The following is a 25,981-nucleotide window of genomic DNA, read 5'->3' as shown; positions in this document are numbered from 1 at the left end:
GCAGCCCTCTTACCCATCCATCCAAATCCGATTGACAGCCAAGGTAAGACATCATATCTCTTGTCTCGGAGTTGAGGAACGGAATGCTGCTGGGGAGCAGCGTGTGGAGGAAATGATGCATCGCATGATCAAAGCACTGTCGACGATTTTGGTTGGTTCCACCTTGCTGACCAGTCCGGCATGGGCTGAAACGCCGCCGAATATGCTGGTTGTCGGCTTTTCCATGAGCAATATCCTGACGCTGGATCCCGCCGCCATCACCGGCAAAGAGACGGTACAAGTTCTTGCCAACATATATGATAACCTTGTTGGGCTCGACGCTGTCAACCGCGCGCAGGTCAATCCGCAGCTCGCCGAGAGCTGGAGCGTCAGCCCCGACAATACGGCAATCACCTTCAAGCTGAGGTCCGGCGCGACCTTCGCCTCCGGCAACCCCGTGACGTCGGCCGATGTCGTCTGGTCACTGAAGCGTCTCCTGACGCTGAACCTCGCGCAGGCCTCCTTCCTCAAGACGCACGGCTTCACCGCCGCCAATGCCGAACAGAGCTTCACCGCCCCCGACGAGACGACGGTCGTCATCACCCTGCCGAAAAAGGTCGATCCGGAGATCATCGTCCAGACGCTCGGCATCGTCGGCCCCGGCTCGGTGCTCGACAGTAAGGTCGTGATGGAACACGATAAGGCCGGCGATCTCGGCTCTGCCTGGCTCACCAACAATTCCGCAGGATCCGGCCCCTACACGCTCGGTCAGTGGCGCTCCAACGAGCGGGTCATTCTCGACCGCAACGAGAGCTACTGGGGTGAGGCGCCCGGCATGAAGCGCATCATGATGCGGCATCTGGCGGAATCCCAGAGCCAGCGGCTGATGCTCGAAAAGGGCGATATCGACATCGCCTATTCGATGTCGGCCGCCGACCTGAAGGCGCTGGAGAAGAGCGACAAGGTCGAGGTGCAGACCAATGGCGGCAGCGGGTTCTACTACCTCGCCGTCTCCATGAAGGACGAGAAGTTCCAGAAGCCGAAGGTGCGCGAGGCGCTCCGCTACCTGATCGACTATCAGGGCCTGAACGACACCGTCCTGCCCTATTTCGGACGCTTGCGGGATCGGCCGATCCAGACCGGCCTTTTCGGCGCCCTGCCGAATGCGGGCTACAAACTGGACGTGGAGAAGGCGAAGGCGCTGCTGGCGGAAGCAGGCTACCCCGACGGCTTTTCGACGACGCTCCGCGCGATCTCCGATGCGCCCTTCATGAATGCGGCGACCGCCATCCAGGCGACGCTGGCGCAGGGCGGCATCAAGGCCGAGATCATCACCGGCAGCGGCGACCAGATCTATGGCGCGATGCGCGAACGGAAGTATGAACTCCTCGTCGGCCGCGGCGGCGGCGGGCAGTTGCCGCACCCGGACAGCAACCTGCGCGCCATCGTCTACAATCCCGACAATGCCGACGAAGCTAAGCTGACCAACTTCCAGGGCTGGCGCACGGCCTTCTACGACGAAAAGATCAACAGCATGGTCGATGCGGCGCTCGTGGAGACGGACAAGGCGAAGCAGGTCAAGGATTACGAAGCGATCCAGACCTATTATGCCGATGTCCTCCCGGCCATCCAGCCCTTCGCCGAAGTGGTCGACAGTGTCGGCTATCGCGCCGACATCAAGGGACTGGCGCTCAATCCGTCTTGGTCCACGCGGCTGCGCACGGTGACGAAAGAGCGCTAGCGCGCTTTGGCCGGCGTGCCCGCACGCCGGCTGCCGCCCCTCGACCTCTTCGCATTTCAAGGACGCCGTCATGAACAATGCGCGCTTTTCTGCTTTCGGCAGGCAGGCAGGGACCATTCTGGTCACCCTCATCGGCCTTCTGATCCTCACCTTCTGCATCGGCCGCCTGATGCCGGTCGATCCCGTGCGCGCGATCGTGGGGGAAGAGGCCGACCGGGCGACCTACGAGATGGTCGCCGAGCGGATCGGGGCCAACCTGCCGCTCTACCAGCAGTTCTTCAAATATGTGAGCGACCTGCTGCACGGCGATTTCGGCGTCTCGATCCGCACCGGACAGCCCGTCATCAACGATATTCTGCACGTGATGCCGGCAACGATCGAGCTTGCGACCTTCGCCATCATCGTCGGAGCGGGCCTCGGCATTCCCTTGGGCATTCTCGCGGCCGTGCGCCGCAACAAGCCCGTTGATCACGTCATCCGGTTTTTGACGCTCATTGGCCATTCCATGCCGATCTTCTGGACCGGCATGATCGGCCTCATCGTCTTCTACGCGGCGCTTGATCTTGTCGGCGGCGGCGGCCGCGTGTCGGATTACTATATTGGCCTCATGCCGGAGACGACCGGCTTCCTGCTGATCGACTCGATGCTGGCCGGCGACTGGGAAGTCTTCTGGGACGCGGTCAACCACCTGCTGCTGCCGGCAAGCATTCTCGGCTATTCCTCGATGGCCTACATCACCCGCATGACCCGCAGCTTCATGCTGGACCAGCTGAACCAGGAATATGTGACCACCGCCCGCGTGAAGGGTCTCTCGAAAAGCCGGACGATCTGGCACCATGCCTTCGCCAATATCCGTGTCCAGCTCGTCACCATCGTCGCGCTCGCCTATGGCAGCCTGCTCGAAGGCGCCGTGCTGATCGAGACCGTGTTCTCATGGCCGGGCTTTGGCCAGTACATCACCAACAACATGCTGGTCGGCGACATGAACGCGGTGATGACCTGCGTCCTGCTCGTGGGCGTCATCTTCATCGGGCTCAATCTCCTGTCCGATGCGCTCTACAAGATCTTCGACCCGAGGACGCGCTGACATGACGACGAAAACCATCGACATCGGGACCGCAGCCATGACCGCTTCCAGTGAGAAGACCTATACGGCCTGGAGCCGCCTGCTCCGTGTTCTCAAGGACCTGCTCGCCAATCCCTCCTCCGGCTTCGGCCTCGTGGTCATCGCGATCCTCCTCGTCACGGCGCTCGTGGCACCCTGGATCGCGCCCTATGAGCCGAACATGATCAACCTCGCCAAAGCCCTGCAGCCGCCGTCCGCCACCCATCTGTTCGGCACGGACGAGCTGGGCCGCGACGTGCTCAGCCGCATCATTCACGGCTCGCGCATCAGCCTGACGATCATCACCATCGTCTCCGTCATCGTCGGCCCGCTCGGGCTTCTGGTCGGCACGACCGCCGGCTATTTCGGTGGCTGGTACGATACGGTCATGATGCGCATCACCGATATCTTCCTGTCCTTCCCGAGCCTCATCCTGTCGCTTGCCTTCGTGGCGGCGCTGGGCGCCAGCCTAGAAAACGCGATCATCGCCATCGGCCTCACCGCCTGGCCGCCGATCGCGCGGCTGGCGCGCGCGGAAACGCTGACCTTTCGCAATGCCGACTACATCTCCGCGTCCCGCATGCAGGGCGCCTCCAAGCTGCGCATCATCATCAAGTCGATCATGCCCATGTGCCTGCCCTCCGTGCTCGTCCGCGTCACGCTCAGCATGGCAACGGTGATCCTGACGGCGGCAGGCCTCGGCTTTCTCGGCCTCGGCGCGCAGCCGCCGCTGCCGGAATGGGGCGCGATGATCGCCACCGGGCGGCGCTACATGCTCGACAACTGGTGGCTGGTCGCCTTCCCCGGCGGCGCCATCCTTCTGGTCAGCCTCGCCTTCAACCTGCTCGGCGATGGCCTGCGCGATGCGCTCGATCCGAAACAGGGCCACTAGGAGGCGATGATGGAAACGCAGATGGACAACCCCACGCCTCTTCTCCGCGTCGAAGGCCTGCGCGTCAGCTACCGCAACGGCAAAGCCTTCACGCCCGTCGTCAAGGGCGTGTCGTTCGACCTCGGCCGCGAGCGGCTCGGCATCGTCGGCGAGTCCGGTTCGGGCAAATCGACCATCGGCCGCGCGCTCCTCAAGCTGCTGCCAACCGCGCGGATCGAAGCAGACCGGATGGATTTCGAGGGCACCGATCTTCTGGCCGCAAGCGAGCGCCAGATGCTCTCGATCCGGGGCCGGCGGATCTCGATGATCCTGCAGGACCCGAAGTTTTCGCTGAACCCGGTGCACCGCGTCGGCGACCAGATCGCCGAGGCCTATCGCGTCCATAACAAGGCCTCTGCCCAAGTAGCGCGCGACAAGACGCTCGCCATGCTCGAGGCGGTGAAGATCCGAGATCCCGAGCGGGTCTACGGACTTTATCCCCATGAGGTCTCCGGCGGCATGGGCCAGCGCATCATGATCGCCATGATGCTGATCCCCGAGCCGCAGATCATCATCGCCGACGAGCCGACCTCGGCGCTTGATGTGACGGTGCGCATGCAGGTGCTCAACATCCTCAACGAACTGGTGACCAACAAGGGCATCGGCCTCATCATGATCAGCCATGACCTCAACCTCGTGCGCAATTTCTGCGACCGGGTGCTCGTCATGCGCCACGGCGAAGTGGTGGAGGAGCGCGCCGCGCGCGACATGCAGAACTGCGTTCACCCCTACACCCGCGGCCTTCTTGCCGCGCAGCCGCATATCGGCGGAAGCCGTCGCCCGCTGCCGGTGCTCAACCGCGAGCCGGCAATGCGCAGCACATTGGAGGCCCAGCCATGAACGCCATCGATGTTCGCAATGTCTCGATCGACCTCGGCTCCGGCGCCGCCAAGCGACGGATCCTCGGGGACGTCACGTTCTCCGTCAAGCCGGGCGAATCCTTCGGGCTCGTCGGCGAATCCGGCTCCGGCAAATCGACCATCCTGCGCTGCATCGCCCGTCTGCTCACGCTCTGGGACGGCGCCATCGAGATGGAGGGCAAATCGATCAATGACATGCCCTTCGCCGATTACTGCCGCATGGTGCAGATGGTGTTCCAGGACCCCTACGGTTCCCTCCACCCGCGCCAGTCGATCCGCACCGCCCTACAGGAGCCCCTGCGCATCCACCGCATGGACCGGCAGCTGGAGCGGATGGAGCGGGCACTGACCGATGTCGGGCTCGACCCCGCTTTCCTCGCCCGCTATCCGCACGAGCTTTCCGGCGGACAGCGCCAGCGCGTGGCGATTGCTCGCGCGCTGATCCTGGAGCCGCGCATCCTTCTGCTTGACGAGCCAACCTCCGCGCTCGACGTCTCCGTGCAGGCCGAGGTTCTGAACCTGCTGGCGGATCTGCGGGTCCGGCGCAACCTCACCTATCTCTTTGTCAGCCACGATCTGGCGGTGATCGACCATATGTGCGAACGACTGGCAGTGATGCAACATGGGCGCGTGGTGGAGATCATGGATCGCTCGGTTCTCTCCACCGGCAAGGCCAACGACCCCTATGCCCGGGAGCTGATCGAAGCGAGCCTTGCCTACGACCAAGCCGTTTAACGGTCCACCGCCCGCTGGAGGGGCTCTACGCCATGACGATAGATGCCGACAACCCCGCCCCAGTTCCCGCAGGCGGCCGGAGACGCGAGACCCTGAGTTCGCAGGTCATCCGCACGCTTGCGGACCGCATCCGGCAGGGCGAATATTCCCGCGGCTCGCAATTGCCGACGGAGAAAGTGCTGATCGACGAGCTTGGCGTCAGCCGCACGGTCGTACGCGAGGCGATCGCCAATCTGCGCGCGAGCGGCCTCGTCTCGATCCAGCATGGGGTCGGCGCTTTCGTCCGTGATGATGCGGGTATTCCACCCTTCCGGCTTGCCCCGGAAAGGCTGACCATGGTGGAGAACCAGTTGAAAGGCCTCGAACTGCGCATCGGCATCGAGTCCGAAGCTGCGGCTCTGGCGGCCGAGCGTCGTACGCAAGTCGATCTTGATGCCATGGCCGCCGTCTGCGACGCGATGGACGACGCCATCCGGGACGTCGTCCGCGACAGCCAGACGGATTTCGAGTTTCACTGTGCGGTGGCCAAGGCCAGCCAGAACGAACATTTCTTCGGCATCTTCAACTATCTGGGCGAAACGCTGATGCCGCGCATGCGGCTGCAGACCAAGGACGTGGAAGACGCGGTGTTTCAGGCGAATCTTGCGCGGGTCAACGCCGAGCACCGTCTGGTCCTTGCCGCCATCGCCGAGCGCAACATCGACGGCGCCCGGCTGGCGATGCGACAGCATCTGACGGTCAGCCGCGACCGGATGATCGAACGCATGCGCCGCGGCGGATGATCGACGGCGAAAACATGTCGGATCTCGCCAAGCGCCTGCGGGATAAGAAAGCCTTCGCCTGGAACTTCGACCCGGCCGTGTCCGATGTCGCGACATGGCAGAGAACGACGCTTGCTGCGGTGCGCAACGCGCTCGGGATCGGGATCGGGATCGGGACGATCGCTACGCCCTCAGCGACACCCCTTGCCGAATGGGAGGATGATGGGTCTTTCGGCCAACACCTGCAGCTTGGCTTCTCGAATGGAGAGACAGCCGACGCCTATCTGCTCCGCCCTTCCACCAAGCATCCGACGCCCGGCATCCTGCTCTTCCACGATCACGGCTCCTTCTTTTCCATCGGCCGGCAGAAGCTGATCCGGCGGCCTGACGAGCCGCTTGAAACGGCGGCGCAGTCGAACGAATGGGCCACCCGTCTCTACGGCGGCCAGCACGTCGGCAATGTTCTGGCCCGACGCGGATACAGCGTTCTCTGCGTCGATACGCTGGGATGGGGCGGGCGCTCGGGAACGGGATACGAGGGCCAGCAGGCGCTGGCGGCGAACCTCCTGCAGTTCGGCCAGTCGCTCGCGGGCGTGGTGCTGCAAGAAGATCTGGAAGCGCTGGCTTTCCTGAAACAGCTCGACGGGGTCGACCCGGAGCGCTTGGCAAGCTTCGGCTTTTCGATGGGCGGCGCGCGGGCCTGGCAGGTGGCGGCCCTTTCGCCGGATGCGAAGGCCTGCGTGTCCGGCGGGTGGATGGGCACCCTGTCGGGGCTGATGCAGTCCGGCAGCAACCAGCTGCGCGGCCAGTCCGCCTTCTACATGCTGCATCCCGGCATCGCCGGCCGGATCGATTATCCCCATCTCGCGGCGCTTGCCGCGCCCAAGCCCGCCCTCTTCTTCAGCGGCCGCGACGACCGGCATTTCCCGGAAGCCATCGCTACGGACGCCTTTCGCCAGATGCGCATGATCTGGGATACCACGGATGCACCGAACGCGCTCCACACGCGGATGGTGCCGGGCGGACATGTCTTTGCGGTGCAGCAGCAGGACGACGCGATCGACTGGCTCGACCGCGTCCTCTGAACCTCAGGCGACGAGATTGGCGTCGATGAAGTCGAAGTTGATGTCTTCGCCGAGCCCGGGCTTGTCGGAGATGTGAACGTAGCCATCCGCGTCCATCGGATCGACCAGGCCGTTCAGATATTCGAAGCCATCGTCATATTCGAGGAAGGGGTGCAGCAGTCCGCGCTCGTACCAGTTGGCGTTCTTCGAGCAGGCGGCGATGATCAGGTTCGGCGCGCCATTTCCGTGGATCTCGCAGTTCATGCCGAAGGATTCGGCTAGATGCATGCACTTCATGGCCGGGCTGATACCGCCGACATCGTGAACGCCCGTGCGTAGGATGTCGCAGGCCTTCGTCGCAATCCATTCCGCACGGCTGAAGTGCTTGCCGCCGGCGCTTTCGGGCCCGAGAACGGGGATATCGAGGTTTTCGGACAGCCACGCGTAGGACATCGAGCTCTGCTCGTCCATCGGCTCCTCGATCCAGTCGAAACCGAGTGCCTCAAGCCCGCGGCCGAGCTTCAGCGCGTCCGTCCGGGTATACCAGTGGAAGGCGTCGATCATCAGGTGGATATCCGGACCGACGGCTTCGCGCACCGCCGCGCACGCCTTGAGGTCCATGCCGACATCCGGCGCCCAGGATACCGGCGGCATCCAGGTGTGCAGCTTGATACCCTTGTAGCCGCGCGCGACGAGCTTTTCGGCAAACCGGCCGTAATCCTCCGGGGTCGCCAGACCGTTCTCCAGCTCGTCGCCGCACATGATCGAGCCATAGGCGAGCATCTTCTCGCGGTAGGTGCCGATCAGCTTGTGCACCGGCATGTTCAGCTTGCGCCCGGCGAGATCCCACAGCGCGCAATCGATGATCGCCAGCGTCCTGTCGGTCAGCTGCGCCGCGCTGCCGCGCTGCCAGTGGGCCAGTTCCTGCCAGAGCCGCTCTCGCGCGAAGGGATCGGCGCCGATCAGCACCTTCTTCACGAACTTTTCGATGACATGCGGCCGCACGACTTCGGGCGCCGCGAAACAATAGCCTTCTCCGCCCTCGTCATCGACAATGGTCAGGAGCGCGAGGTTCACCTTGTGCGCCGGCCCCGGATGGGCATGGCCGGCCGTGTCCTGATGGCGATAGGTGGTGTGGGCAAAGACACGCACGTGGACGTCGACGATTTTCACGGAAATTCCTCCTGGGATGGGCGCGGCGAACGCCGCTGCCGGTCATTGCGAAAAAGAGAGGGGCCGAAGCCTCACGCCAGCGTGTAGGCGGTCTTCACCACGGTGAAGAACTCGGCGGCATAGCGGCCCTGCTCACGCGGGCCGAACGACGAGGCCTTGCGGCCGCCGAACGGCACATGGAAATCAACGCCGGCCGTGGGCAGGTTGACCATGACCATGCCGGCCTCCGCATTGCGCTTGAAGTGTGTCGCGTGCTTCAGGCTGGTGGTGGCGATGCCGGCTGACAGCCCGAACGGCGTGTCGTTGGAGATGGAGAGTGCCTCTTCATAATCCCGAGCCCGGATGACGCTGACCACAGGCCCAAAAATCTCCTCGCGCGAGATGCGCATCTGGTTGGTCGCCTCGGTGAAAAGCGTCGGCTGCAGGTAGAAGCCGGGCGTCTCGCGCGTCAGCACCTCGCCGCCGAATGCCAGCTTTGCCCCTTCGGCCTTGCCGATATCGATATAGTCGGTGTCTTGGCGCAGCTGCCGCTCATCGACCACAGGGCCGATATGCGTGCCGGGCTTCATCGCATTGTCCACCGTCAGCGTTTTCAGCCGTTCGGTCAGCGCCACAACGAAGCGGTCGTGGATGCCTTCGGTGACGATCAGCCTTGAGGATGCGGTGCAGCGCTGGCCGGTAGAGAAGAAGCCGGAATTGGCAGCCGCCTCGACCGCGACCGGAAGGTCGGCATCGTCGAGAACCACCATCGGGTTCTTGCCACCCATTTCCAGCTGGAACTTGTGGTTATGCTCGATCGAGGCGAGAGCGACCCGCTTGCCGGTGCCGGTCGAGCCCGTGAAGGTGAGACCGCCAAGATCCGGGCTGTCGAGCAGCGCCTGCCCAACGACGGAGCCGCGCCCCATGACGAGGTTCAGCACACCCTTGGGAAGACCGGCGCGGTGAAGAATATCCACGATCGCCCAGGCACAGCCGGGCACGAGGTCCGCCGGCTTGAAGACGACCGTATTGCCATAGCAAAGCGCCGGCGCGATCTTCCACGCGGGAATGGCGATCGGAAAATTCCAGGGCGTGATGATCCCGACGACGCCAAGCGGCTCCCGTGTCACCTCGACGCCGATCCCCGGCCGGGCCGATGGCAGGGTCTCGCCTGCCAGCCGCAGCGCTTCGCCTGCGAAGAAATCGAAGATCTGTGCGGCACGCGTCACCTCGCCAATCGCCTCGGGAAGCACCTTGCCCTCCTCACGCGCCAGAAGCGCGCCGAGTACTTCCTTGCGCGCGAGAATTTCGTCGGACGCCTTTCGCAGGATGGCGTGGCGCTCCAGAATGCCGGAACGCGACCATGCCGGAAACGCAGCCTTGGCCGCAGCGATGGCGTCCCGCGCATCGTCGGCACTCGCCTGGGCGTAGAGACCGACGACGTCGTTGGTATCCGACGGGCTCAGGTTTGGTGAGGCCTGCGCACCGACCCACTCGCCGGCAATGAGGTTCTGGTAAATGGTCATATTCGTCTCCTCCACACATCCGCCCGGGTCAGGCGCATTTCCGCCGGCCATCGATCGCCTCGAGCCCAGGCGCCCGCCTCCAGCAGGAGCACTTGTTATCATATAACTGACGTATGTCATCCTATAAGACTTCACTTCCACGTCAATTAATTTCTTCCCGCATATGCGTCACATGGTCTATCTTTGCGATAAAAGCAGACGAAACAAAGCGTTCGCAGAGCGGGGATACGTGAAGAGATCGGACCACGACATGCAGGGTACGCCGGCGCGCAAAGGACGAAACCTTGTGGCCACCGTCAGCCACAGGCTGCGTGCCGCCATTGCGGACGGCACACTGAAGCCGGGCGACAAACTGGCAAGCGAGAGCGGGTTGACCGAAGAGCACCAGGTCAGCCGGACCGTTATCCGCGAGGCCATCGCGTCCCTGCGGGCCGACGGACTGGTGGAGGTGCGGCATGGCGTCGGCGTGTTCGTTCTGGCCACGCAACCCAAGCCGCAAGGCGGCCTGCAGAGCGTCGATCCCAACCGCGTCTCGTCCATCATCGAGATGCTGGAGGTTCGCGCTGCAATCGAAATCGAGGCCGCGGGCCTTGCTGCCGGGCGCTGTTCCCCCGCACAGCAGGAGCTTGTTTTCGAGGCGCTGCACGTGATGAACAACCAGATCGCATCGGGCACCGCCACGGTGGAGAGCGACCGCGCCTTCCACCTCGCCATTGCCGACAGCACCAACAATCCCCGCTTCCGGGAACTGCTGCAGGCGATCGGCGAGCAGATGATACCGCGCTCTCTTCTGGGTGACGACAGGCCGGAGGCCACGCCCGCCGACTACCTCTCGCAAATCCAGCAGGAACACGAGACCATCGCCCGCGCGATCGCCGACCGAGACGAGACGGCTGCGCGGGATGCGATGCGCAACCATCTGAAGGGCAGTCAGCAGCGTTACCGGGCTCTGATGCGCAGCACGCGCAGCAATACGACGGCATAGATCATACAACTATTGACAGAGATAATATCTCTAGCTATCATCCTCCGGAATGCAACGTCTGGAGAACATCCCCTTGTCCATGGATCCCATCGAACTGAAGCACGCGCTCGGCGCCGGCCTCCTGTCCTTCCCTGTCACGCCCTTTGGCGCCGACGGGCTGTTCAATCGCAAGGCCTATGAGGCGCATGTCGGCTGGCTGGCCGGTTTCGATGCGACGGTTCTGTTTGCCGCCGGCGGAACGGGGGAGTTCTTCTCGCTGGAGCCTGCGGAAATCCCCGAGATCGTCGCGGCGGCCAAGGCTTCGGCCGGAGCCACGCCGATCGTTGCGGGCTGCGGCTACGGCACGCGCATCGCGGTCTCCATCGCGAGATCCGCGGAAAAGGCCGGTGCCGACGGCATCCTGCTCTTGCCGCACTACCTGATGGATGCGAGCCAGGAAGGCCTCTACCAGCATATCAAGACCGTCTGCCAGTCGGTCTCGATCGGGGTTATGGTCTATAACCGTGATAATTCGATCCTGACAGCGGACACGCTGTCGCGCCTTTGCGACGCCTGCCCCAACCTCGTCGGCTTCAAGGACGGCTCCGGCGACATCGCGCTGGTGCGCCGCATTACGGCGACGATGGGCGACCGCCTCACCTATCTCGGCGGCATGCCGACGGCGGAACTCTTTGCCGATGCCTATCTCGGCGCCGGCGTGACGACCTATTCCTCGGCCGTCTTCAACTTCGTGCCGGCGCTGGCCCATCAGTTCTATACGGCGCTTCGCGCCGGCGACACCGCGACCACCAACCGCATCTTGATCGACTTCTTCTACCCGTTCATGGATATCCGCAATCGCCAGAAGGGGTATGCGGTCTCCGCCATCAAGGCCGGCGTGCGGCTGATGGGCTTCGACGCGGGTCCGGTCCGCGCGCCGCTAACCGACCTGACGGCGGAAGAGGTGCGGATGATGGAAGCGCTCTGCGAGCCCTATCGCAACATGACACCGGTATCGCAGGCCGCCGAATAGAGGCCAGAATATGCACTCCTGAAGGCCCGGCATTGTCGGGCCTTTTTTCTTTGACGCAGATGAAGGGTCACCGACGGGGCCTGTTGCGAAAGACGATGCAGGCGCCGCCGGTTTTCCGCACGATGGCGCAAAGGGCGTCCGCCTCCTGCCGGTTCTCGCGCCCGATGCGCGCGGCGTAGCGCGGCCGGTAGCCGAAATTGCCGCCGCGCTGGCGGATCAGAAGCGCGCGCTCGGCATTATAAGGCGCGGGTAACCGAGCGACGGCCAATGTGAAGAGCTTCATTGCGGTGGCAGGATTGTAGTGCCCGGCAAGCTGCACGCCCCAAGGCGCCCAGTCGGCCGAGCCGGCGAGGACGGGATCACGGATAATGCGACTGGTCGCAAGCGCGATGCAGGCATCGAGAAACGGCTTTGCCGGATCGAGCACCGGGGCGGCACTTTCGGGCGGGCTGGTTTTCCAGGTCTCGGCGGGATGTCCGGTGATGGCGAAGACGTAATCCTGCGTTTCCAGCGGCAGCCTCCCCGTCGAGAGAAACCGCGAAAGCCCACCCTCCCCGGCGTTATAGGCCGCGGCGGCAAGGCCGAGATTGCTGAACCGCGTGCGAAGCTCCTGCAAGTAAGCCGAGGCGGCATCGAGCGACTGGATGACGTCGAAGGTGTTGCCAAGGCCTCTCGCGCGCGCCGTGCCCGGCATGAACTGCGCTATGCCTTCTGCCCCCTTGGGGCTGACGGCCTCCGGCCGGAACAGGCTTTCGCGCCAGAGCAATCGTGCGAAATAGTCGGGCGGCAGATCCGACCGTTTTGCGAAGTGCTCGATCGCCCGGCAAAGATCGCCGGTGAAACTCTCTTTGCGGATACAGAGCGCGGGTGATGCCGCACCGCCCTCGTACAGACAGCCGGCGTCCCGCTCTTCCTTGGTCTGGGCAACTGCCTCCAATGCCTGCATGGGTAAGAGACATACGCCGAAGAACGCAACACGAAGGGCGGGAAAGACCGTGCGGCCGCGCAGCCGGGACGTTCCTTCCTCGTCCCGGCAGAAAGCAGCCTGCGCTCGCAGTTCCATCCCGCGCGTCAACGGGTGACGAGATCGTGCCAGGCGAGACCATCGCGGGCGAGGAGATCCGCTGCCATGTCCGGCCCGAGCGAGCCGGGAGCGTAGGGTTCAGGTGCGCCGCCTTCGGCCCAGCGGTCAAGAAACGGTTGCACGGCCCGCCAGCCTGCTTCCACCGCATCCGCCCGCTGGAACAGGGTCTGGTCGCCGGTCAGGATATCGTAAATCAGGGTCTCGTAGCCGTTCAGCCGGCCGATATCGAACAGGCCGGCATAGCGGAAATCCATCACCGCCGGCTCCACCGCCACGCCGATGCCGGGCCGCTTGATGAGCATATCAAGGCTGATTCCCTCGTCCGGCTGGATCTGGATGACGATGCGGTTCGGCGGCAGGTGCGCGTTCTTGAGGCGCGGGAATTGCGCGAACGGCACGGGCTTGAACGTGACGATGACCTCCGTATCCCGCACGGTGAGCGCCTTGCCGGTGCGCAGGTAGAACGGCACGCCGGCCCAGCGCCAAGTGTCGATCATCAGCTTCAGCGCGACATAGGTCTCCGTCGTGCTGTCGGGTTTGACGTCAGATGTTTCGGTATAGGCCGGAATGGTCCGGTCGCCGATGGTCCCGGCGGTGTAGGCGCCGCGCACGCTGTTTTCGGCCGCCTCCTCGGGCTCGTAGATCCGGATAGCGCGCAGGACCTTGGCCTTCTCGTCCCGCACGGCTTCCGCGTCGAAGCTGATCGGCGGCTCCATAGCCACCATGGACAAAAGCTGGAACAGGTGGTTGGGCACCATGTCGCGAAGCGCCCCGGTGCCGTCGTAGAAACTGCCGCGCGTACCGACATCCACGGTTTCCGCCGCCGTGATCTGGATATGGTCGATGCTGTCGCTGTTCCACAGCTTCTCGATCATCATATTGGCGAACCGCAGTGTCATGATGTTCTGGACCGTTTCCTTGCCGAGGAAATGGTCGATCCGGTAGACCTGCGTTTCCGCCACGCGGGCCAGAATACGTGCGTTCAGCGCCTTTGCCGACGCCGCATCATGCCCGAACGGCTTTTCGATCGCGATACGGCGAAACGCGCCGTCGGCTTCCGTCGTCAGCCCATGATCGGCGAGCTTCTCCACGATATCGCCGAAGAAGCGCGGCGGTACGGCGAGGTAGAAGACCGCGTTGCCGGTAAGTTCGGCGGCGATCTCGGTGTAGATCTGATCTGCCGTGAAGTCTCCGGCGCGGTAGCGCAGTTTTGGACGCAGACTCTTCCAGGCCTCGATACGCTGCGCGTCGCCCTCACCGAAATGCCCGGCACCGAAGGTCTCGAGGCTCGTCCTGAGCATCTCGTCATCGCCCGCGTCCTTGCCGATGCCGAGCACGGTCGAGGACGGGTTGATCAGCCCTTCCCGCTCCATGTTGATGAGCGCGGGAACGAGCAGGCGGCGGGTGAGATCCCCGGTCGCGCCGAAAATCACCAGCGTGGCGGGCGGCGCGGGATCGAGATTGCCGAGGGCTGCGCCTGAAGTGGCGTCAGCGGTCTGCTGCACGCGGGCTGTCGGTGTCGTCACACGGGTCTCCTTCACTGATAACAATCGCACCGGCATCCTCTCGGCGGCACGCGCGGTCGCCCCAAGAGATAGGGCGGGTGGAACCGGGTTCACATGTCGAACGCACGCAAATGCGTTTGTTGACTGGATCAGTTTTATCGATATGAATGAAAACCTCGAAGGCTTAGCTTGGAGTGCCAGATCGTGAGCCGAAATTTTCTCGTCGTCGATCCTGAAGAAAACCAGGCCGTTTTGAAGGGACTGGCGTCGCCAGCCCGCATTTCAATCCTGAAGCTGCTGCAAAGCAAGGGGCCGATGAATGTCAATGACATCGCTGACGTCCTGCGATCACCGCAATCCAGCGTGTCGATCAACGTCCAGATGCTGCAGGAAGCCGGGCTGATCCGCACAGAAACCATCAAGGCGCGGAAGGGAAACCAGAAGGTTTGTCACGCACTTTACGATGAAATCCTGATCGTTTTGAAGAACGATATCAAGGAAACGGAACCGGATGCCATCGACGTGTCCATGCCTCTCGGCCTTTACACGAGTTTCGAGGTGTCGGCACCCTGCGGGCTCTGTTCGGTCGATGGCATCATTGGGCTGCTGGACGTACCCAGCACGTTTCTCGATCCCGACCGCATGAAGACCGGGCTGATATGGTTCACCCGCGGTCATGTCGAGTACCAGTTTCCCAACAATGCCCGCCTTGCCAATGCGCAGATCCGCGAGCTGGAATTCGTGCTGGAGCTCTCCTCCGAAGTTCCCGGCACCAGTGCCGACTGGCCTTCCGACATCACGCTTGGCGTCAACGGCGTGGAGGTGGGAACATGGACCTCTCCTGGGGATTTCGGTGATAAAAGAGGGGTTTACACGCCGGACTGGTGGAAACTGAAGGGCTCGCAATATGGGAAACTGAAGAGCTTTCGGGTGAATGACGAGGGCTCCTATGTCGATGGCCTGCGGATGTCCGACATTCGTCTCGACGACCTGAAACTGGACGTCCACCATTCCATCCGCCTGCGGATCGGTGTGCGCGACGATGCTAAGCACCCGGGCGGCATCAACATTTTCGGGCGCGGTTTCGGCAACTACGATCAGGATATCCTGCTGCGGCTGCGCACCCGCAAGTAAGACCTCGCTTTCGCACTGCACAACATTTTCCGCTTGACGCTTCCCGCCGCCTCCGCTCTATTAATCTTAAATCATGATACAAATCATGAAATATGATTTATTTGGGAGGACGGCATGAAGGCGACAGTTATCGCCCACAGCAAATTCACGATCTCGGAGATCGACCCGCGGCTCTACGGCTCGTTCATCGAGCATCTGGGCCGCGCCGTCTACACCGGGATCTACGAGCCGGACCACCCGACGGCCGATTGCGATGGCATGCGCCAGGATGTTATCGACCTCGTGAAGGAGCTGCAGGTCCCGATCGTCCGCTATCCCGGCGGCAATTTCGTGTCCGCCTACAATTGGGAAGACGGCATTGGCCCGCGCGAAGAGCGCCCCGTTCGCCTCGATCTCGCCTGGCACACCTCGGAGAGCAATCAGGTCGGCATCCACGAGTTCGCCGACTGGTGCGAGACGGTGGGCACGGAGATGATGCTCGCGGTCAACCTCGGCTCACGCGGGCTCGACGAGGCCCGCAACTTCCTCGAATACGTCAATCACGAAGGCGGCAGCACCTGGAGCGACAAGCGCCGTGCCAACGGCCGCGAAGCGCCGTTCGACGTGCGCCTCTGGTGCCTCGGCAACGAGATGGATGGCCCCTGGCAGATCGGCCACAAGACGGCCGACGAATATGGGCGGCTGGCTCATGAGACGGCAAAGGCCATGCGCGCCTTCGACAGCCGGCTCGAACTCGTCGTCTGCGGCTCCTCCAACGCGCACATGCCGACCTACCCGCAATGGGAGGCGACGGTGCTGGAGCATACCTACAACGAAGTCGACCATATCTCGCTGCATATGTACTTCGAGAACCGGGCCAAGGACACGGCGAGCTATCTCGCCCGCAGCCTGGAACTCGACACCTATATCGGCACGGTCGCTGGCGTCATCGCCTATGTGAAGTCGAAGAAGCGCTCCAAGAAGGACGTCTATATCTCCTTCGACGAGTGGAACGTCTGGTACCACTCCAAGGAGCGGGATAAGGCGATCCTCGAAGGGCACAATGGCTGGCCGGAAGCGCCGCCGTTGCTGGAGGACGACTACAATTTCGAGGATGTGCTGCAGGTCGGCTGCATTCTCAATACGTTCATCAACCGGGCCGACGTGGTGAAGATCGCCTGCCTTGCGCAGCTGGTCAACGTCATCGCGCCGATCATGACCGTGCCCGGCGGCCCTGCCTGGCGCCAGACGATTTTCTATCCCTACTATTACGCATCGGTCTACGGTCGCGGCACGGCACTGAAGCTGATGGTGGACAGCCCCAGCTACACGGTCGAGGATATCGGGACGGTCCCCTATCTCGATGTCTCCGCCGTGCACGACGCGACATCGGGCCATGTCACCTTCTTCCTCGTCAACCGGCATCTGAGCGAAGCGCTCGATCTTGATGTCGGCCTGCTCGAATTCGGCGCGCTGTCGATCGTCGAGGATCAGGTCATCGCTCATTCCGACCTCGGCATCACCAACACCGCGGAGACGCCCGACAACGTCGTGCCGGTGAAGGGCGAAGGCGCTCTGTTTGCGGATGGTCGTCTCACAGCGCCCATCGCGCCGCTGAGCTATCGGATGATCCGCCTCAAGGCCTGACACGGGTCAAAAAGCGGCATTGCGAACCGGAGGAGGATACCCGGTTCGGTGACACGGAATGGCGGCAAGGATGGCGGATGGACGGGCGGGAGCCCGCGCCACCGCCGGGAGGATATGATGCAGACCTGTGTTTTGAACGACACCGGCAGGAGGCTTGCATGACCGCGCAGATCGAGATCGACAGCGTAACGAAGCGCTATGGCGCGATGACGGTGCTTGAAAACCTCTCGCTATCCGTCAAAGCCAATGAGTTCATGGTGTTCCTCGGCCCCTCCGGCTGCGGAAAATCGACGCTGCTGCGCATGATCGCCGGGCTCGAAAGCGTGGACGAGGGCACGATCTCCATCAATGGCGAACGGATCGACACCCTGCCGCCCGGCCAGCGCGGCATCGCCATGGTGTTCCAGTCCTACGCGCTCTATCCGCATATGACGGTCGCCGACAATATGGCCTTCGGCCTAAAGAATATCGACGTGCCCAAGGGCGTGATCGATGCGCGTCTGGCGGAGGCCGCCCGGATGCTGGAGATCGGGCATCTCATGGAGCGCAAGCCTGGCCAGCTCTCCGGCGGGCAGCGCCAGCGCGTCGCAATCGGTCGCGCCATCGTCAAGGAACCCAAAGCCTTCCTGTTCGACGAGCCGCTTTCCAACCTCGATGCAGCTCTTCGGGTTCGAACCCGCGTGGAACTCGCGCAGCTGCGCAACCGCGTGAAGTCCACCATGATTTTCGTCACGCATGACCAGATCGAGGCGATGACGCTGGCCGACCGTGTCGTCGTCATGAACAACCGGCAGATCGAGCAGATCGGCACGCCGATGGACATCTATCTGCGGCCGGTCAGCCGGTTCGTCGCGACCTTCGTCGGGTCACCCACCATGAACTTCCTGCCGGTCACCCTGTCGGAAAGCGGCAGCTTCCTCGTCGCGACACTGCCGAACGGCGCGCAGCTGACCACCACCATTCGGGCCGATGGCGTAACGGCGGGCGAACAGACGCTCGGCATCCGCGCCGAGGCCGTTCGTCGCGCGGATGCTGGCGCCGTCAACACGATGCCCGGCCGGGTCGAGGTGCTGGAAAGGCTCGGCGACCGCACGCTGCTTTATGTCCGGCTGAAGGACGGCGGCATGATCGTCGCCGAGGATATCGGCATGAGCCGCGTCGCCATCGGCGATGAGATCGCACTTGTCCTCGACGGCACGCGGACGCATTTGTTCGATGCCGAGGGCCGGGCCCGCCATGCGGAGGAGATCGGCCATGGCTGACCTGACGCTCGGCAGCACATCCCCGGCGGAACGGCCCGCACCGTCCCGGCGACGGGTCCAGAACGTCAATGCGCCGCTCTGGCGCAATGCGATCTTCGTCGCGCCCTACCTCGTTTTCTTCGTTCTGCTGCTCATCGTGCCTCTGTTCTGGGGCATGTGGATGAGCCTGCACAAGGCGGATGCGTTTTCCACCGGCCGCTTCGTCGGGCTTGCCAATTACACCAGGCTTTTCAACGACCGGATCTTCCTGCAGGCCATTGGCAACACGTTCTACTTCGTGCTGCTCACCGTTCCCGCCCTGGCGCTAATCGGTCTCCTCCTCGCGCTGGCGCTCAACCGGCAGACGCGCACGGCAGCGGTGCTACGCACCGTCTTCTTTGCCTCGTCCGTTCTGTCCGTCACCATCGTCACGCTGATCTGGCGCATCGTCTTCGTGCCCGGCTTCGGCCTCCTGTCCACCGTCTACGGCTGGTTCGGCGCCACGGCCCCGGCCTTCCTGTCCGACCCGAAGCTGGTCATGATCGCCATCGCCATCGCGACGATCTGGTGGTGCGTCGGCCTTCCGATGATGCTGTTTCTCTCCGCGCTCCAACAGATACCCGGCGATATCTACGAGGCAGCCGCGCTCGACAATGCGGGGCGTTGGCGCACGTTCCGGTCCATCACCTTCCCGTCCATCAAGCGCACCTTCGTGCTGGTGGTCGTCATCCAGATCGTGCTGCAGTTCCAGCTTTTCGGACAGGCGCGACTGATGACGAATGGCGGGCCCAACAACGTGTCCACCCCGCTCGTCCTCTACATCTACGACGCCGCCTTCAAGCGGTGGGATCTCGGCCTCGGCGCTGCGGCTTCCGAAGTCCTGTTCGCGCTGATTCTTGTTGCCGCGATGATCCAGTATCTCGTTTCCCGCCGGAAGGGAGAGGACGCATGAGCACGATGACATCACCATCCGCACAGACGGGCGCGGGCCCCTCGGGCATGGTCGGACGCAGCACGGGCGACCGCGTCATTCTGGCCCTCACGATCGCGATGGCCGTCGTCATGATGGCGCCGCTGGTCTGGGTCGTCGCTCTGTCGCTGAAGGACAACAAGGAGCTGATGGCGAGCATGAACGCCGTGTTCCATGCGCCCTACACGCTCCAGAACTATCTCAACATCCTCACGACCTCGTCGGTCTTCCGGTGGATTCTCAACAGCCTCATCGTGTCCGGCGGCGTGACCCTCGGCACGCTGGTGCTCTGCTCGCTCGCCGGCTACGGCTTTGCCCGTCTCAATTTCCCCTTCCGCAACGTCCTCTTTGTGATCGTGCTCATCGGCCTTGCCATTCCCGAGCAGGCCGTGCTGATCGCCCGCCACCAGCTCTTTTCCTGGTTGAAGCTGCACAACACCTATCCGGGTCTGATCCTGCCCTGGCTTTCGGCACCGTTCGGCGTGTTCCTGATGACGCAGTATTTTCGCGCCATTCCCAAGGAGCTGGACGAGGCGGCGCTGCTCGACAATGCGAGCCGCTTCAAGATCTTCTGGAAGGTGCTTCTGCCGCTGACGGTGCCGGCGCAGGCGACGCTCGGCATCTTCACCTTCCTCAGCGTCTGGAACGACTACTTCTGGCCGCTGATCTCCGGCACGAAGAAAGAAATGTACACGCTGACCGTCGGTATCGCATCGACGCAGACGAACTTCGCACAGTCCGAGGGGCTCGGCTTCCTCATGTCGCAGGCGGTCTTTGCCAGCGCGCCGATCCTGATCCTGTATCTGTTTTTCCAGAAATACATCGTTACCGCCGTATCCGGCGCTGCCGTGCGGTGAGAAGACTGCCCGGCCTGCGCAGACAAGGCCGGTGAAACGCAATCATGACATGGAGGAGACACGCATGATGCATGTATGGAGGACGTCTATTCTGGCGGCGGCTTCGGCCCTTGCCGTGATGGCGGCGACGCCGTCGTTCGCGGCCACTGAACTCAGCCTGCAGCGCTTTTTCGGCGCCTGCGACGCGGATTTTGGCAGCAATACCGATGTGGCCAAGGCTGTCGGCGAGTGCGGGATCATCACCTCGATGATCAACAAGTTCAACGCCGACAATCCCGATATCCATATCTCGGTGACGACGGTGGAGTGGCCGGGCTACGACCAGCTGACCGCCCAGTTTGCGGCCGGCGATCCGCCCGACATCGTCTCGATTCACCACTCGGCCCTATCGGACTACCAATCCAAGGGCCTGCTGATGCCGCTCGACGAGGTTCTCGCCTCCGTCGGCGTGAAGCCGGACGACTTTACCGATGCGGCCCGCAACGGCGTGACCAAGGACGGCAAGATCTACGGCCTGCCGATCGATAACTGGACGATGCTCTACCACATCAACATGGACCTGTTTAAGCAGGCGGACCTCGTGAATGCCGATGGCACGCCGAAGCTGCCGACCAGCGTCGACGAACTTCTGGCACAGGCCAAGCAGTTCCGCGAGAAAACCGGCAAGCCCTACTTCGTCCAGAACCTCGCCAACGAGACGGCGCTCTACACCCGCAATTTCTATACCTACCTGTTCCAGCAGGATTCCGACTTCTTCGCCGATCCGCTGAAGGTCAAGCTGAACACGCCGGAGGCCAAAAAAGTCTTGGAGATGTACAAGGCGATCTTCGACCAGGGCGACACCACGAAGGACATGGACTACGCCGCCAGCATCAACGCCTTCCTCGCTGGCGAAGGTGGCGTGCACCTCAACGGCACCTGGGTCATCGGCGACTACAACGCCTCCTCGAAAACGCCGGGGACCGCGCTGAACAGAGGCGGCTATGCCGTCTATCCCTATCCGCAGCTGTTTCCGGGCAAGAAAAGCCAATACGCCGACGGCCACGCCTGGGGTATTTCGCAGAAGGACCGCTCAGCCGAAGAAACGGCGGCCGTCGGCAAGTTCCTCAAGTTCTTCAAGGACAACGACTTCGAATGGTCGCGCACCGGCCACCTGCCGTCCGTGAAGGCCGTGTTCGAAACGCCGGCGTTCAAGGCCCTGCCGTACCGCGACACCGTGGCGCCGATTGCCACGCTCGGCACGGCCCTGCCGTCGACCGTCCAGCGCCAGTTCGCGATCCAGGACATCATCGGTCAGGAAATGAACGCCGCGATGACCGGCCAGAAAGAGGTCGATGCCGCGCTGTCCGACATGGAGAACCGTATCAACGATCTTCTGGCCAACCTGTAGAGCCGGCTGAATCTCGGCTCATCTCCCTCGACCTCGGGGCGCTACTCCCTGCCTTCGAGGTCAAGGCCCGCCGTTTTCCCTGAAGCGGCGGGTCGTTCGTATCGCGGTGTTACGTACTCTAAAAAACGGGCATAAAGCTGCAGACATCCACTGGACGATGAACACACCATGTTTGAAGCAACGCGCAGCGACGAACGGCATACCGGCCTGCGCATCGGGCTCTCTCTGTTCTACGCGGCCGCCGGCATCCTGCATCTCGCCTGGCCATCGCCTTTTCTGACGATCACACCCGGTTGGGTGCCCTATCCGACAACGGTCATCGCGCTGACGGGGGTTTGCGAGCTTCTGGGCGCGATCGGTCTCTGGTTCCGCGCCGTCGAGCGGCCAGCGGCGCTGGGCCTCGCGCTATATGCGGTCTGCGTCTACCCCGCCAACATCAAACATGCCATCGACGGCCTGACGGCGATCGATGCGGGCGTTCTGCCCTGGCTCTATCACGTCCCGCGTCTGGCGCTTCAGCCGGTGCTCGTCTCGCTGCCGCTCTACGCCACTGGCATCCTGCGCTGGCCGCTTCGCAGACGATAGACGCGGCGGGCCCAAGCTGCTGACAACCGAGAAGCGGATCCGGATCACGCCTTCAGCGACGGGCTGAAGGCGAGCAGGCTCAGGATCTCGAACAGCATCTGGGCGCCGGCCTGGGCGGTGTTGGTCGTGCTGTCATATTGCGGTGCGACCTCGACGACGTCTCCACCGACGAAATTGAGACCCTTCAGCCCGCGGAGCAGTTCCAGCGCCTCGCGCGTGGTCAGACCGCCGATCTCCGGCGTTCCCGTGCCGGGCGCAAAGGCCGGATCGAGACTGTCGATGTCGAAGGAAAGGTAGGTCGGCCCGTCTCCGACGATCGTGCGCGCCTTCTCGATGATCGCCGGAATGCCCATTCCGGTCACCTCTTCTGCGTGGATGACCGTCATTCCGGCATCGTAGGAGAACTCCCAGAGATATTCGGACGAGCCGCGAATGCCGATCTGGATCACCCGTGTCGGATCGAGAGCGCCATCGAGAACCGCGTTGCGGAACGGGCCGCCATGGTGGAACTTGGTGAGATCATACGCGCCGCCCGTGTCGCAATGCGCATCGATATGGATCATGCCGACAGGCCGCTCCTGCCCGACCGAGCGCAGGATGGGATGCGTCACGGAATGGTCGCCGCCGACCGACAGCGGCAGGATGCCCTTTGCGACGATCCTGTCCACATGCTGCTCGATGTCCTCGTGGCTCATCTCCAGCCGATACCGGCTGCGAAAGGGAACGTCGCCGATATCCGCCACGCGCAACTCGTGCACCGGCGCGACCTCCAGCACATGGTTGTAGGGCCCGATCCGCTCGATCGTCCGCAGCGCCCGCGGGCCGAAACGGGATCCGGTGCGGTTCGTCACGCCAAGATCCATGGGAATTCCGAGCAGCGCGACCTGCAGCGCGTCGAACGCTTCGCTATCGCTCAGTTCGACCAGGGGCGCGGACAGGAGCGTTGGTATGCCGGAATAGGGTGCAGCCCGCGTGCCCGTCTCGGAGAAGATATGCGCAGCCACGCGGCGAAAGCCGGGATCGCTGATCTCGCCCCCGTGCCCACTCGCATATTTTTCCCGTAGTTCCAGCAGTCTCTGGTCGGTCAACGTCATCGGATGCTCCCGTGATATCAGAGCCTGACGCTATCGCGGTCTCCCCGCAATTCAACCGAAATCGGCAAGAGCGTGCCTAAAGCACCGATCAGGCAGCCCGCGCGTGCCGAACATCGTCCTCCTCCAGCAGGCGGAAGCGGCCGACGAGGCCTGCGAGCATGTCGATATCCTCGGCAAGCTGCAGGGTCGCGGCATTGGTCTCTTCCACCATCGCGGCGTTCTGCTGGGTCATGTGGTCGATCTGGTTGACGGAACCGTTGACGGATTCGAGCGAGGTCGACTGGTCGCGGCTGGAGATTGCGAGATGATCGACATGGCCAGCGATATCCACGATCTGGTGTGCGATCTCCATCAGGGCACTGCCGGTCTGCTCGACATATTGCGAACCCGTTGCAACCTCCGCCGACGATTTTGCGATCAGGCCGCCGATCTCCTTGGCCGCCTGCGCCGAACGCTGCGCGAGGTCGCGCACCTCCTGCGCCACGACCGCAAAGCCCTTCCCGGCCTCGCCCGCACGGGCCGCTTCGACGCCGGCGTTGAGCGCAAGAAGGTTGGTCTGGAAGGCGATCGCGTCGATGGCGCCGACGATCTGCCCGATCTTGTCGGAGGCCTCGCGAATCCGCAGCATGGCCGAGATTGCGTTCTGTACGATGCCGGAGGAATTGTCGGCATTGCGCTTGGCGCGCTGGACGATGCCCTGCACGTCGTTGGCGCGACCGGCCGCCGTGCGCACCGTGGAGGAAACTTCGTCAACCGCAGCCGAGGTTTCCTCAAGCGCTGCCGCCTGCTGTTCCGTCCGCTTGGCAAGGTCGCCAACGGCATCGGCCATCTGCTGGCCGTTATGGTGGATGGCGCTGGAGATATTGCGGATTTCCGAAAGCGTCTCGCGCAGGCCACCGACCGAGGCGTTGAAGTCGCTGCGCAGACGATCGAGATGCGCGGCAAAGGGCGTTTCGATAGTGAAGCTCATGTCACCCCGTGCGAGGCGCGACAGACCCTGCGCCAGGGTGTCCACGGCGAACTGAACCTGCTGTGCTGCCTCCTGGCGGTCCGCATCGTTGCGCAGTCGCTGGGTCTCCGTCTCGCGGCGGGTCGCCTCCGCCTGCTCTTCCATCGAGACCTTGGTGAGAGCATTGCCTTTGAAGACGGAAAGCGCGCGCGCCATGTCGCCGATTTCGTCGGAACGGTTTTCGCCGGTGATCGACGTATCCAGCGCACCGTCGGCAAGGCGACGCATGGCGGCGGTGATCTGCCCGATCGGGCCCTTTAGCGTCATGACAAGCGCGGTTCCGGCGAGAAGGGCAATGAGGATGCCGGCGAGCGTCGCGCCGAGCGAAATGGTGTTGGCCTGCTCGCGCTCCGTACCCGCACTCTGCTTCTGGCTTTCCGCGAATTCCGTCAGCAGCGTCCACGTCCCGTCGATCTGGGCCGCCGCGGCGTCGAACTCCGAACGCTGTTTCTCTGACAAGGCGACGAGCGCAAGGGCGTTCGCCTCCAGGGACGCCATCGCCGGCTTTGCCTTTGCCGGCAGCGCGGCCAGAACCGTATCGCCGGGAACGGCGGTCGCGAGGCCCTCCATCTCCTTGCCATAGGCATACAGCGCCTGCTGCACCGTCTTCACGCCGCCCTCATCTGGAACGGCCGCGAGTTCGGCGAAGACGACGCGGATCTGGTTGGCATTGCCGACGATGGCGCGCAGCTTGTTGCCGACGCGATCGGCCTTGGCGATTTCGCCTTCGGCGGCGGCGAGCGCGGATACGGCATTGCGCAGGGCGTCGTCGGACGCGGTCTTGATCGCCGCCGCTGCGCGGTCGAGCGAAGCGAGTAGGGTGACGAGATTGCCGGCGGCGAACGGGTCGGTGCCGGCCTTGACAGCAGCATCGCTAACGGCCGCCATCTGAGGCTTCAGCGCATCGACGGCAGGAAGAGAGACCTTGCCGAGTGCCTTGATCGTCGCGTCGAGCGCGGTGGACACGGCAGGCAGGCCCGTTTTGATTGCCTTGATCCGGTCCGCATCGCTTGCCGCTGCGGTCGCCTGTGATGCGAGCGTCTGCGCGACGGTACCGAGCGCACCGACTTGCAGCGCCGTCTTCAGGTCGGATTTTGCGGATTTCTCGAGAGTCTTGGCAGAGGCGAGGAGGACGAAGGCCTGTTTTCCCGCTGCGGCCTGCACGGCGAGAAGCTCCTCGGTGCTCGCGCCGACCGCGGTGGCGATCCGCTCGCGGTCGGTCTGCAGCGCCCAGAGCGTCTCGATGTTCGCAGCGATGCTGGCGGATTGGGCCAGTGCCTCGTCCAGGCTTGTGACATCCGTCTCCGCACGCAGGCCATCGGCCATCGTCTTCAGGTTGGCAATCTCGTCGCTCAGTTCCCTGCGCGCGGCATCATGCGTCTCGGTCGACGGCTGCATCAGGAAGCGCGACATGGCGGAGAAGACCTCCTTGAAGCCGCTCAGCGACTGGAGAACGCTGTTGGAGATTTCCATGCGGCCCTGAAGCAGGCCGGATGTGTAGAGACCGGTGATGCCGACGGCCGTGATGCTGAGCACGAACGGCGTGACGAGAACCAGCACCTTGGTCTGGATCCGTATCCGAGACATCAAACGATCGATCATGAAAAGGCTCCCCCGCCCGCTTAAGGTCGCACC

General features: G+C 63.3%; 22 protein-coding genes. 16 read left to right on the top strand and 6 right to left on the bottom strand.

Features of this window, described 5'->3' with window-relative positions:
- Positions 1-115 precede the first annotated feature (115 nt).
- From C8J33_RS17370 to C8J33_RS17340, 7 genes are all read left to right on the top strand, one after another.
- Positions 116-1,720 carry an ABC transporter substrate-binding protein gene (locus C8J33_RS17370; RefSeq protein WP_245420109.1) on the top strand — a complete coding sequence of 535 codons (1,605 nt, stop codon included), beginning with the start codon at positions 116-118 and terminating at the stop codon, positions 1,718-1,720.
- Positions 1,721-1,790: 70 nt separating this feature from the next.
- Complete coding sequence (locus C8J33_RS17365) at positions 1,791-2,807, top strand: ABC transporter permease (protein ID WP_132664974.1); 1,017 nt, start codon at positions 1,791-1,793, stop codon at positions 2,805-2,807.
- A 37-nt stretch (positions 2,808-2,844) separates the two neighbouring features.
- On the top strand, positions 2,845-3,717 hold the full coding sequence (locus tag C8J33_RS17360; RefSeq protein WP_110801462.1) for an ABC transporter permease: 873 nt from the start codon (positions 2,845-2,847) through the stop codon (positions 3,715-3,717).
- A gap of 9 nt (positions 3,718-3,726) precedes the next feature.
- Complete coding sequence (locus tag C8J33_RS17355) at positions 3,727-4,596, top strand: ABC transporter ATP-binding protein (RefSeq protein WP_245420110.1); 870 nt, start codon at positions 3,727-3,729, stop codon at positions 4,594-4,596.
- Entirely contained in the window at positions 4,593-5,351 is a 759-nt protein-coding gene (locus tag C8J33_RS17350) for an ABC transporter ATP-binding protein (protein WP_110801246.1), read from the top strand. Before C8J33_RS17355 ends, C8J33_RS17350 begins: the two co-directional genes overlap by 4 nt.
- A 32-nt stretch (positions 5,352-5,383) precedes the next feature.
- Entirely contained in the window at positions 5,384-6,133 is a 750-nt protein-coding gene (locus C8J33_RS17345; protein ID WP_110801247.1) for a FadR/GntR family transcriptional regulator, read from the top strand.
- Entirely contained in the window at positions 6,130-7,197 is a 1,068-nt protein-coding gene (locus C8J33_RS17340; RefSeq protein WP_110801248.1) for a dienelactone hydrolase family protein, read from the top strand. Before C8J33_RS17345 ends, C8J33_RS17340 begins: the two co-directional genes overlap by 4 nt.
- 3 nt (positions 7,198-7,200) lie before the next feature.
- Here the strand turns inward: C8J33_RS17340 and C8J33_RS17335 are convergent, their stop codons facing one another.
- A complete protein-coding gene (locus C8J33_RS17335; RefSeq protein WP_110801249.1) occupies positions 7,201-8,349 on the bottom strand; it encodes a mandelate racemase family protein in 1,149 nt (382 codons plus the stop codon).
- A 71-nt stretch (positions 8,350-8,420) separates the two neighbouring features.
- Positions 8,421-9,854 carry an aldehyde dehydrogenase family protein gene (locus C8J33_RS17330; protein WP_110801250.1) on the bottom strand — a complete coding sequence of 478 codons (1,434 nt, stop codon included), beginning with the start codon at positions 9,852-9,854 and terminating at the stop codon, positions 8,421-8,423.
- Positions 9,855-10,104: 250 nt separating this feature from the next.
- Between C8J33_RS17330 and C8J33_RS17325 the strand changes: the two genes are divergently transcribed.
- Both C8J33_RS17325 and kdgD read left to right on the top strand, forming a co-directional pair.
- Entirely contained in the window at positions 10,105-10,839 is a 735-nt protein-coding gene (locus C8J33_RS17325) for a FadR/GntR family transcriptional regulator (RefSeq protein ID WP_110801251.1), read from the top strand.
- A 79-nt stretch (positions 10,840-10,918) separates the two neighbouring features.
- Complete coding sequence (kdgD, locus tag C8J33_RS17320; protein WP_132664989.1) at positions 10,919-11,851, top strand: 5-dehydro-4-deoxyglucarate dehydratase; 933 nt, start codon at positions 10,919-10,921, stop codon at positions 11,849-11,851.
- Positions 11,852-11,918: 67 nt separating this feature from the next.
- Here kdgD and C8J33_RS17315 read toward each other — a convergent pair whose 3' ends face one another.
- Both C8J33_RS17315 and zwf read right to left on the bottom strand, forming a co-directional pair.
- Positions 11,919-12,797 carry a lytic transglycosylase domain-containing protein gene (locus C8J33_RS17315; protein WP_110801464.1) on the bottom strand — a complete coding sequence of 293 codons (879 nt, stop codon included), beginning with the start codon at positions 12,795-12,797 and terminating at the stop codon, positions 11,919-11,921.
- Positions 12,798-12,922: 125 nt separating this feature from the next.
- Positions 12,923-14,440, bottom strand: a complete 1,518-nt coding sequence (gene zwf / locus C8J33_RS17310) for a glucose-6-phosphate dehydrogenase (RefSeq protein ID WP_110801465.1) — start codon at positions 14,438-14,440, stop codon at positions 12,923-12,925.
- A 204-nt stretch (positions 14,441-14,644) separates the two neighbouring features.
- Between zwf and C8J33_RS17305 the strand changes: the two genes are divergently transcribed.
- The 7 genes from C8J33_RS17305 to C8J33_RS17275 all read left to right on the top strand — a co-directional run bounded on the left by C8J33_RS17305 (position 14,645) and on the right by C8J33_RS17275 (position 22,243).
- Positions 14,645-15,574, top strand: coding sequence for an ArsR/SmtB family transcription factor (locus C8J33_RS17305; protein ID WP_110801466.1), 930 nt, complete (start codon positions 14,645-14,647; stop codon positions 15,572-15,574).
- A 114-nt stretch (positions 15,575-15,688) separates the two neighbouring features.
- Positions 15,689-17,200, top strand: coding sequence for an alpha-N-arabinofuranosidase (locus tag C8J33_RS17300; protein ID WP_110801253.1), 1,512 nt, complete (start codon positions 15,689-15,691; stop codon positions 17,198-17,200).
- A gap of 158 nt (positions 17,201-17,358) precedes the next feature.
- On the top strand, positions 17,359-18,462 hold the full coding sequence (locus tag C8J33_RS17295; protein WP_110801254.1) for an ABC transporter ATP-binding protein: 1,104 nt from the start codon (positions 17,359-17,361) through the stop codon (positions 18,460-18,462).
- A complete protein-coding gene (locus C8J33_RS17290) occupies positions 18,455-19,393 on the top strand; it encodes a carbohydrate ABC transporter permease (protein ID WP_110801255.1) in 939 nt (312 codons plus the stop codon). Before C8J33_RS17295 ends, C8J33_RS17290 begins: the two co-directional genes overlap by 8 nt.
- Positions 19,394-19,398: 5 nt before the next feature.
- Complete coding sequence (locus tag C8J33_RS17285; protein ID WP_245420122.1) at positions 19,399-20,268, top strand: carbohydrate ABC transporter permease; 870 nt, start codon at positions 19,399-19,401, stop codon at positions 20,266-20,268.
- 67 nt (positions 20,269-20,335) lie between these two features.
- Positions 20,336-21,658 (top strand): extracellular solute-binding protein, encoded by a 1,323-nt coding sequence (locus tag C8J33_RS17280; RefSeq protein ID WP_422038540.1) that lies wholly within the window; start codon positions 20,336-20,338, stop codon positions 21,656-21,658.
- A 168-nt stretch (positions 21,659-21,826) separates the two neighbouring features.
- Positions 21,827-22,243 carry a DoxX family protein gene (locus C8J33_RS17275; RefSeq protein ID WP_110801256.1) on the top strand — a complete coding sequence of 139 codons (417 nt, stop codon included), beginning with the start codon at positions 21,827-21,829 and terminating at the stop codon, positions 22,241-22,243.
- A gap of 44 nt (positions 22,244-22,287) precedes the next feature.
- On the opposite strand, the gene speB is transcribed toward C8J33_RS17275, so the two are convergent.
- Together speB and C8J33_RS17265 are read right to left on the bottom strand one after the other, a co-directional pair.
- Positions 22,288-23,337, bottom strand: coding sequence for an agmatinase (gene speB, locus C8J33_RS17270; RefSeq protein WP_110801257.1), 1,050 nt, complete (start codon positions 23,335-23,337; stop codon positions 22,288-22,290).
- Positions 23,338-23,425: 88 nt separating this feature from the next.
- On the bottom strand, positions 23,426-25,948 hold the full coding sequence (locus C8J33_RS17265) for a methyl-accepting chemotaxis protein (RefSeq protein WP_110801258.1): 2,523 nt from the start codon (positions 25,946-25,948) through the stop codon (positions 23,426-23,428).
- Between the last annotated feature and the right edge of the window lie 33 nt (positions 25,949-25,981).

The sequence above is a fragment of the Rhizobium sp. PP-CC-3G-465 genome, from assembly GCF_004343445.1.
Taxonomy (GTDB): domain Bacteria; phylum Pseudomonadota; class Alphaproteobacteria; order Rhizobiales; family Rhizobiaceae; genus Ferranicluibacter; species Ferranicluibacter rubi.
This window is presented reverse-complemented; position numbering and strand designations above follow the sequence as displayed.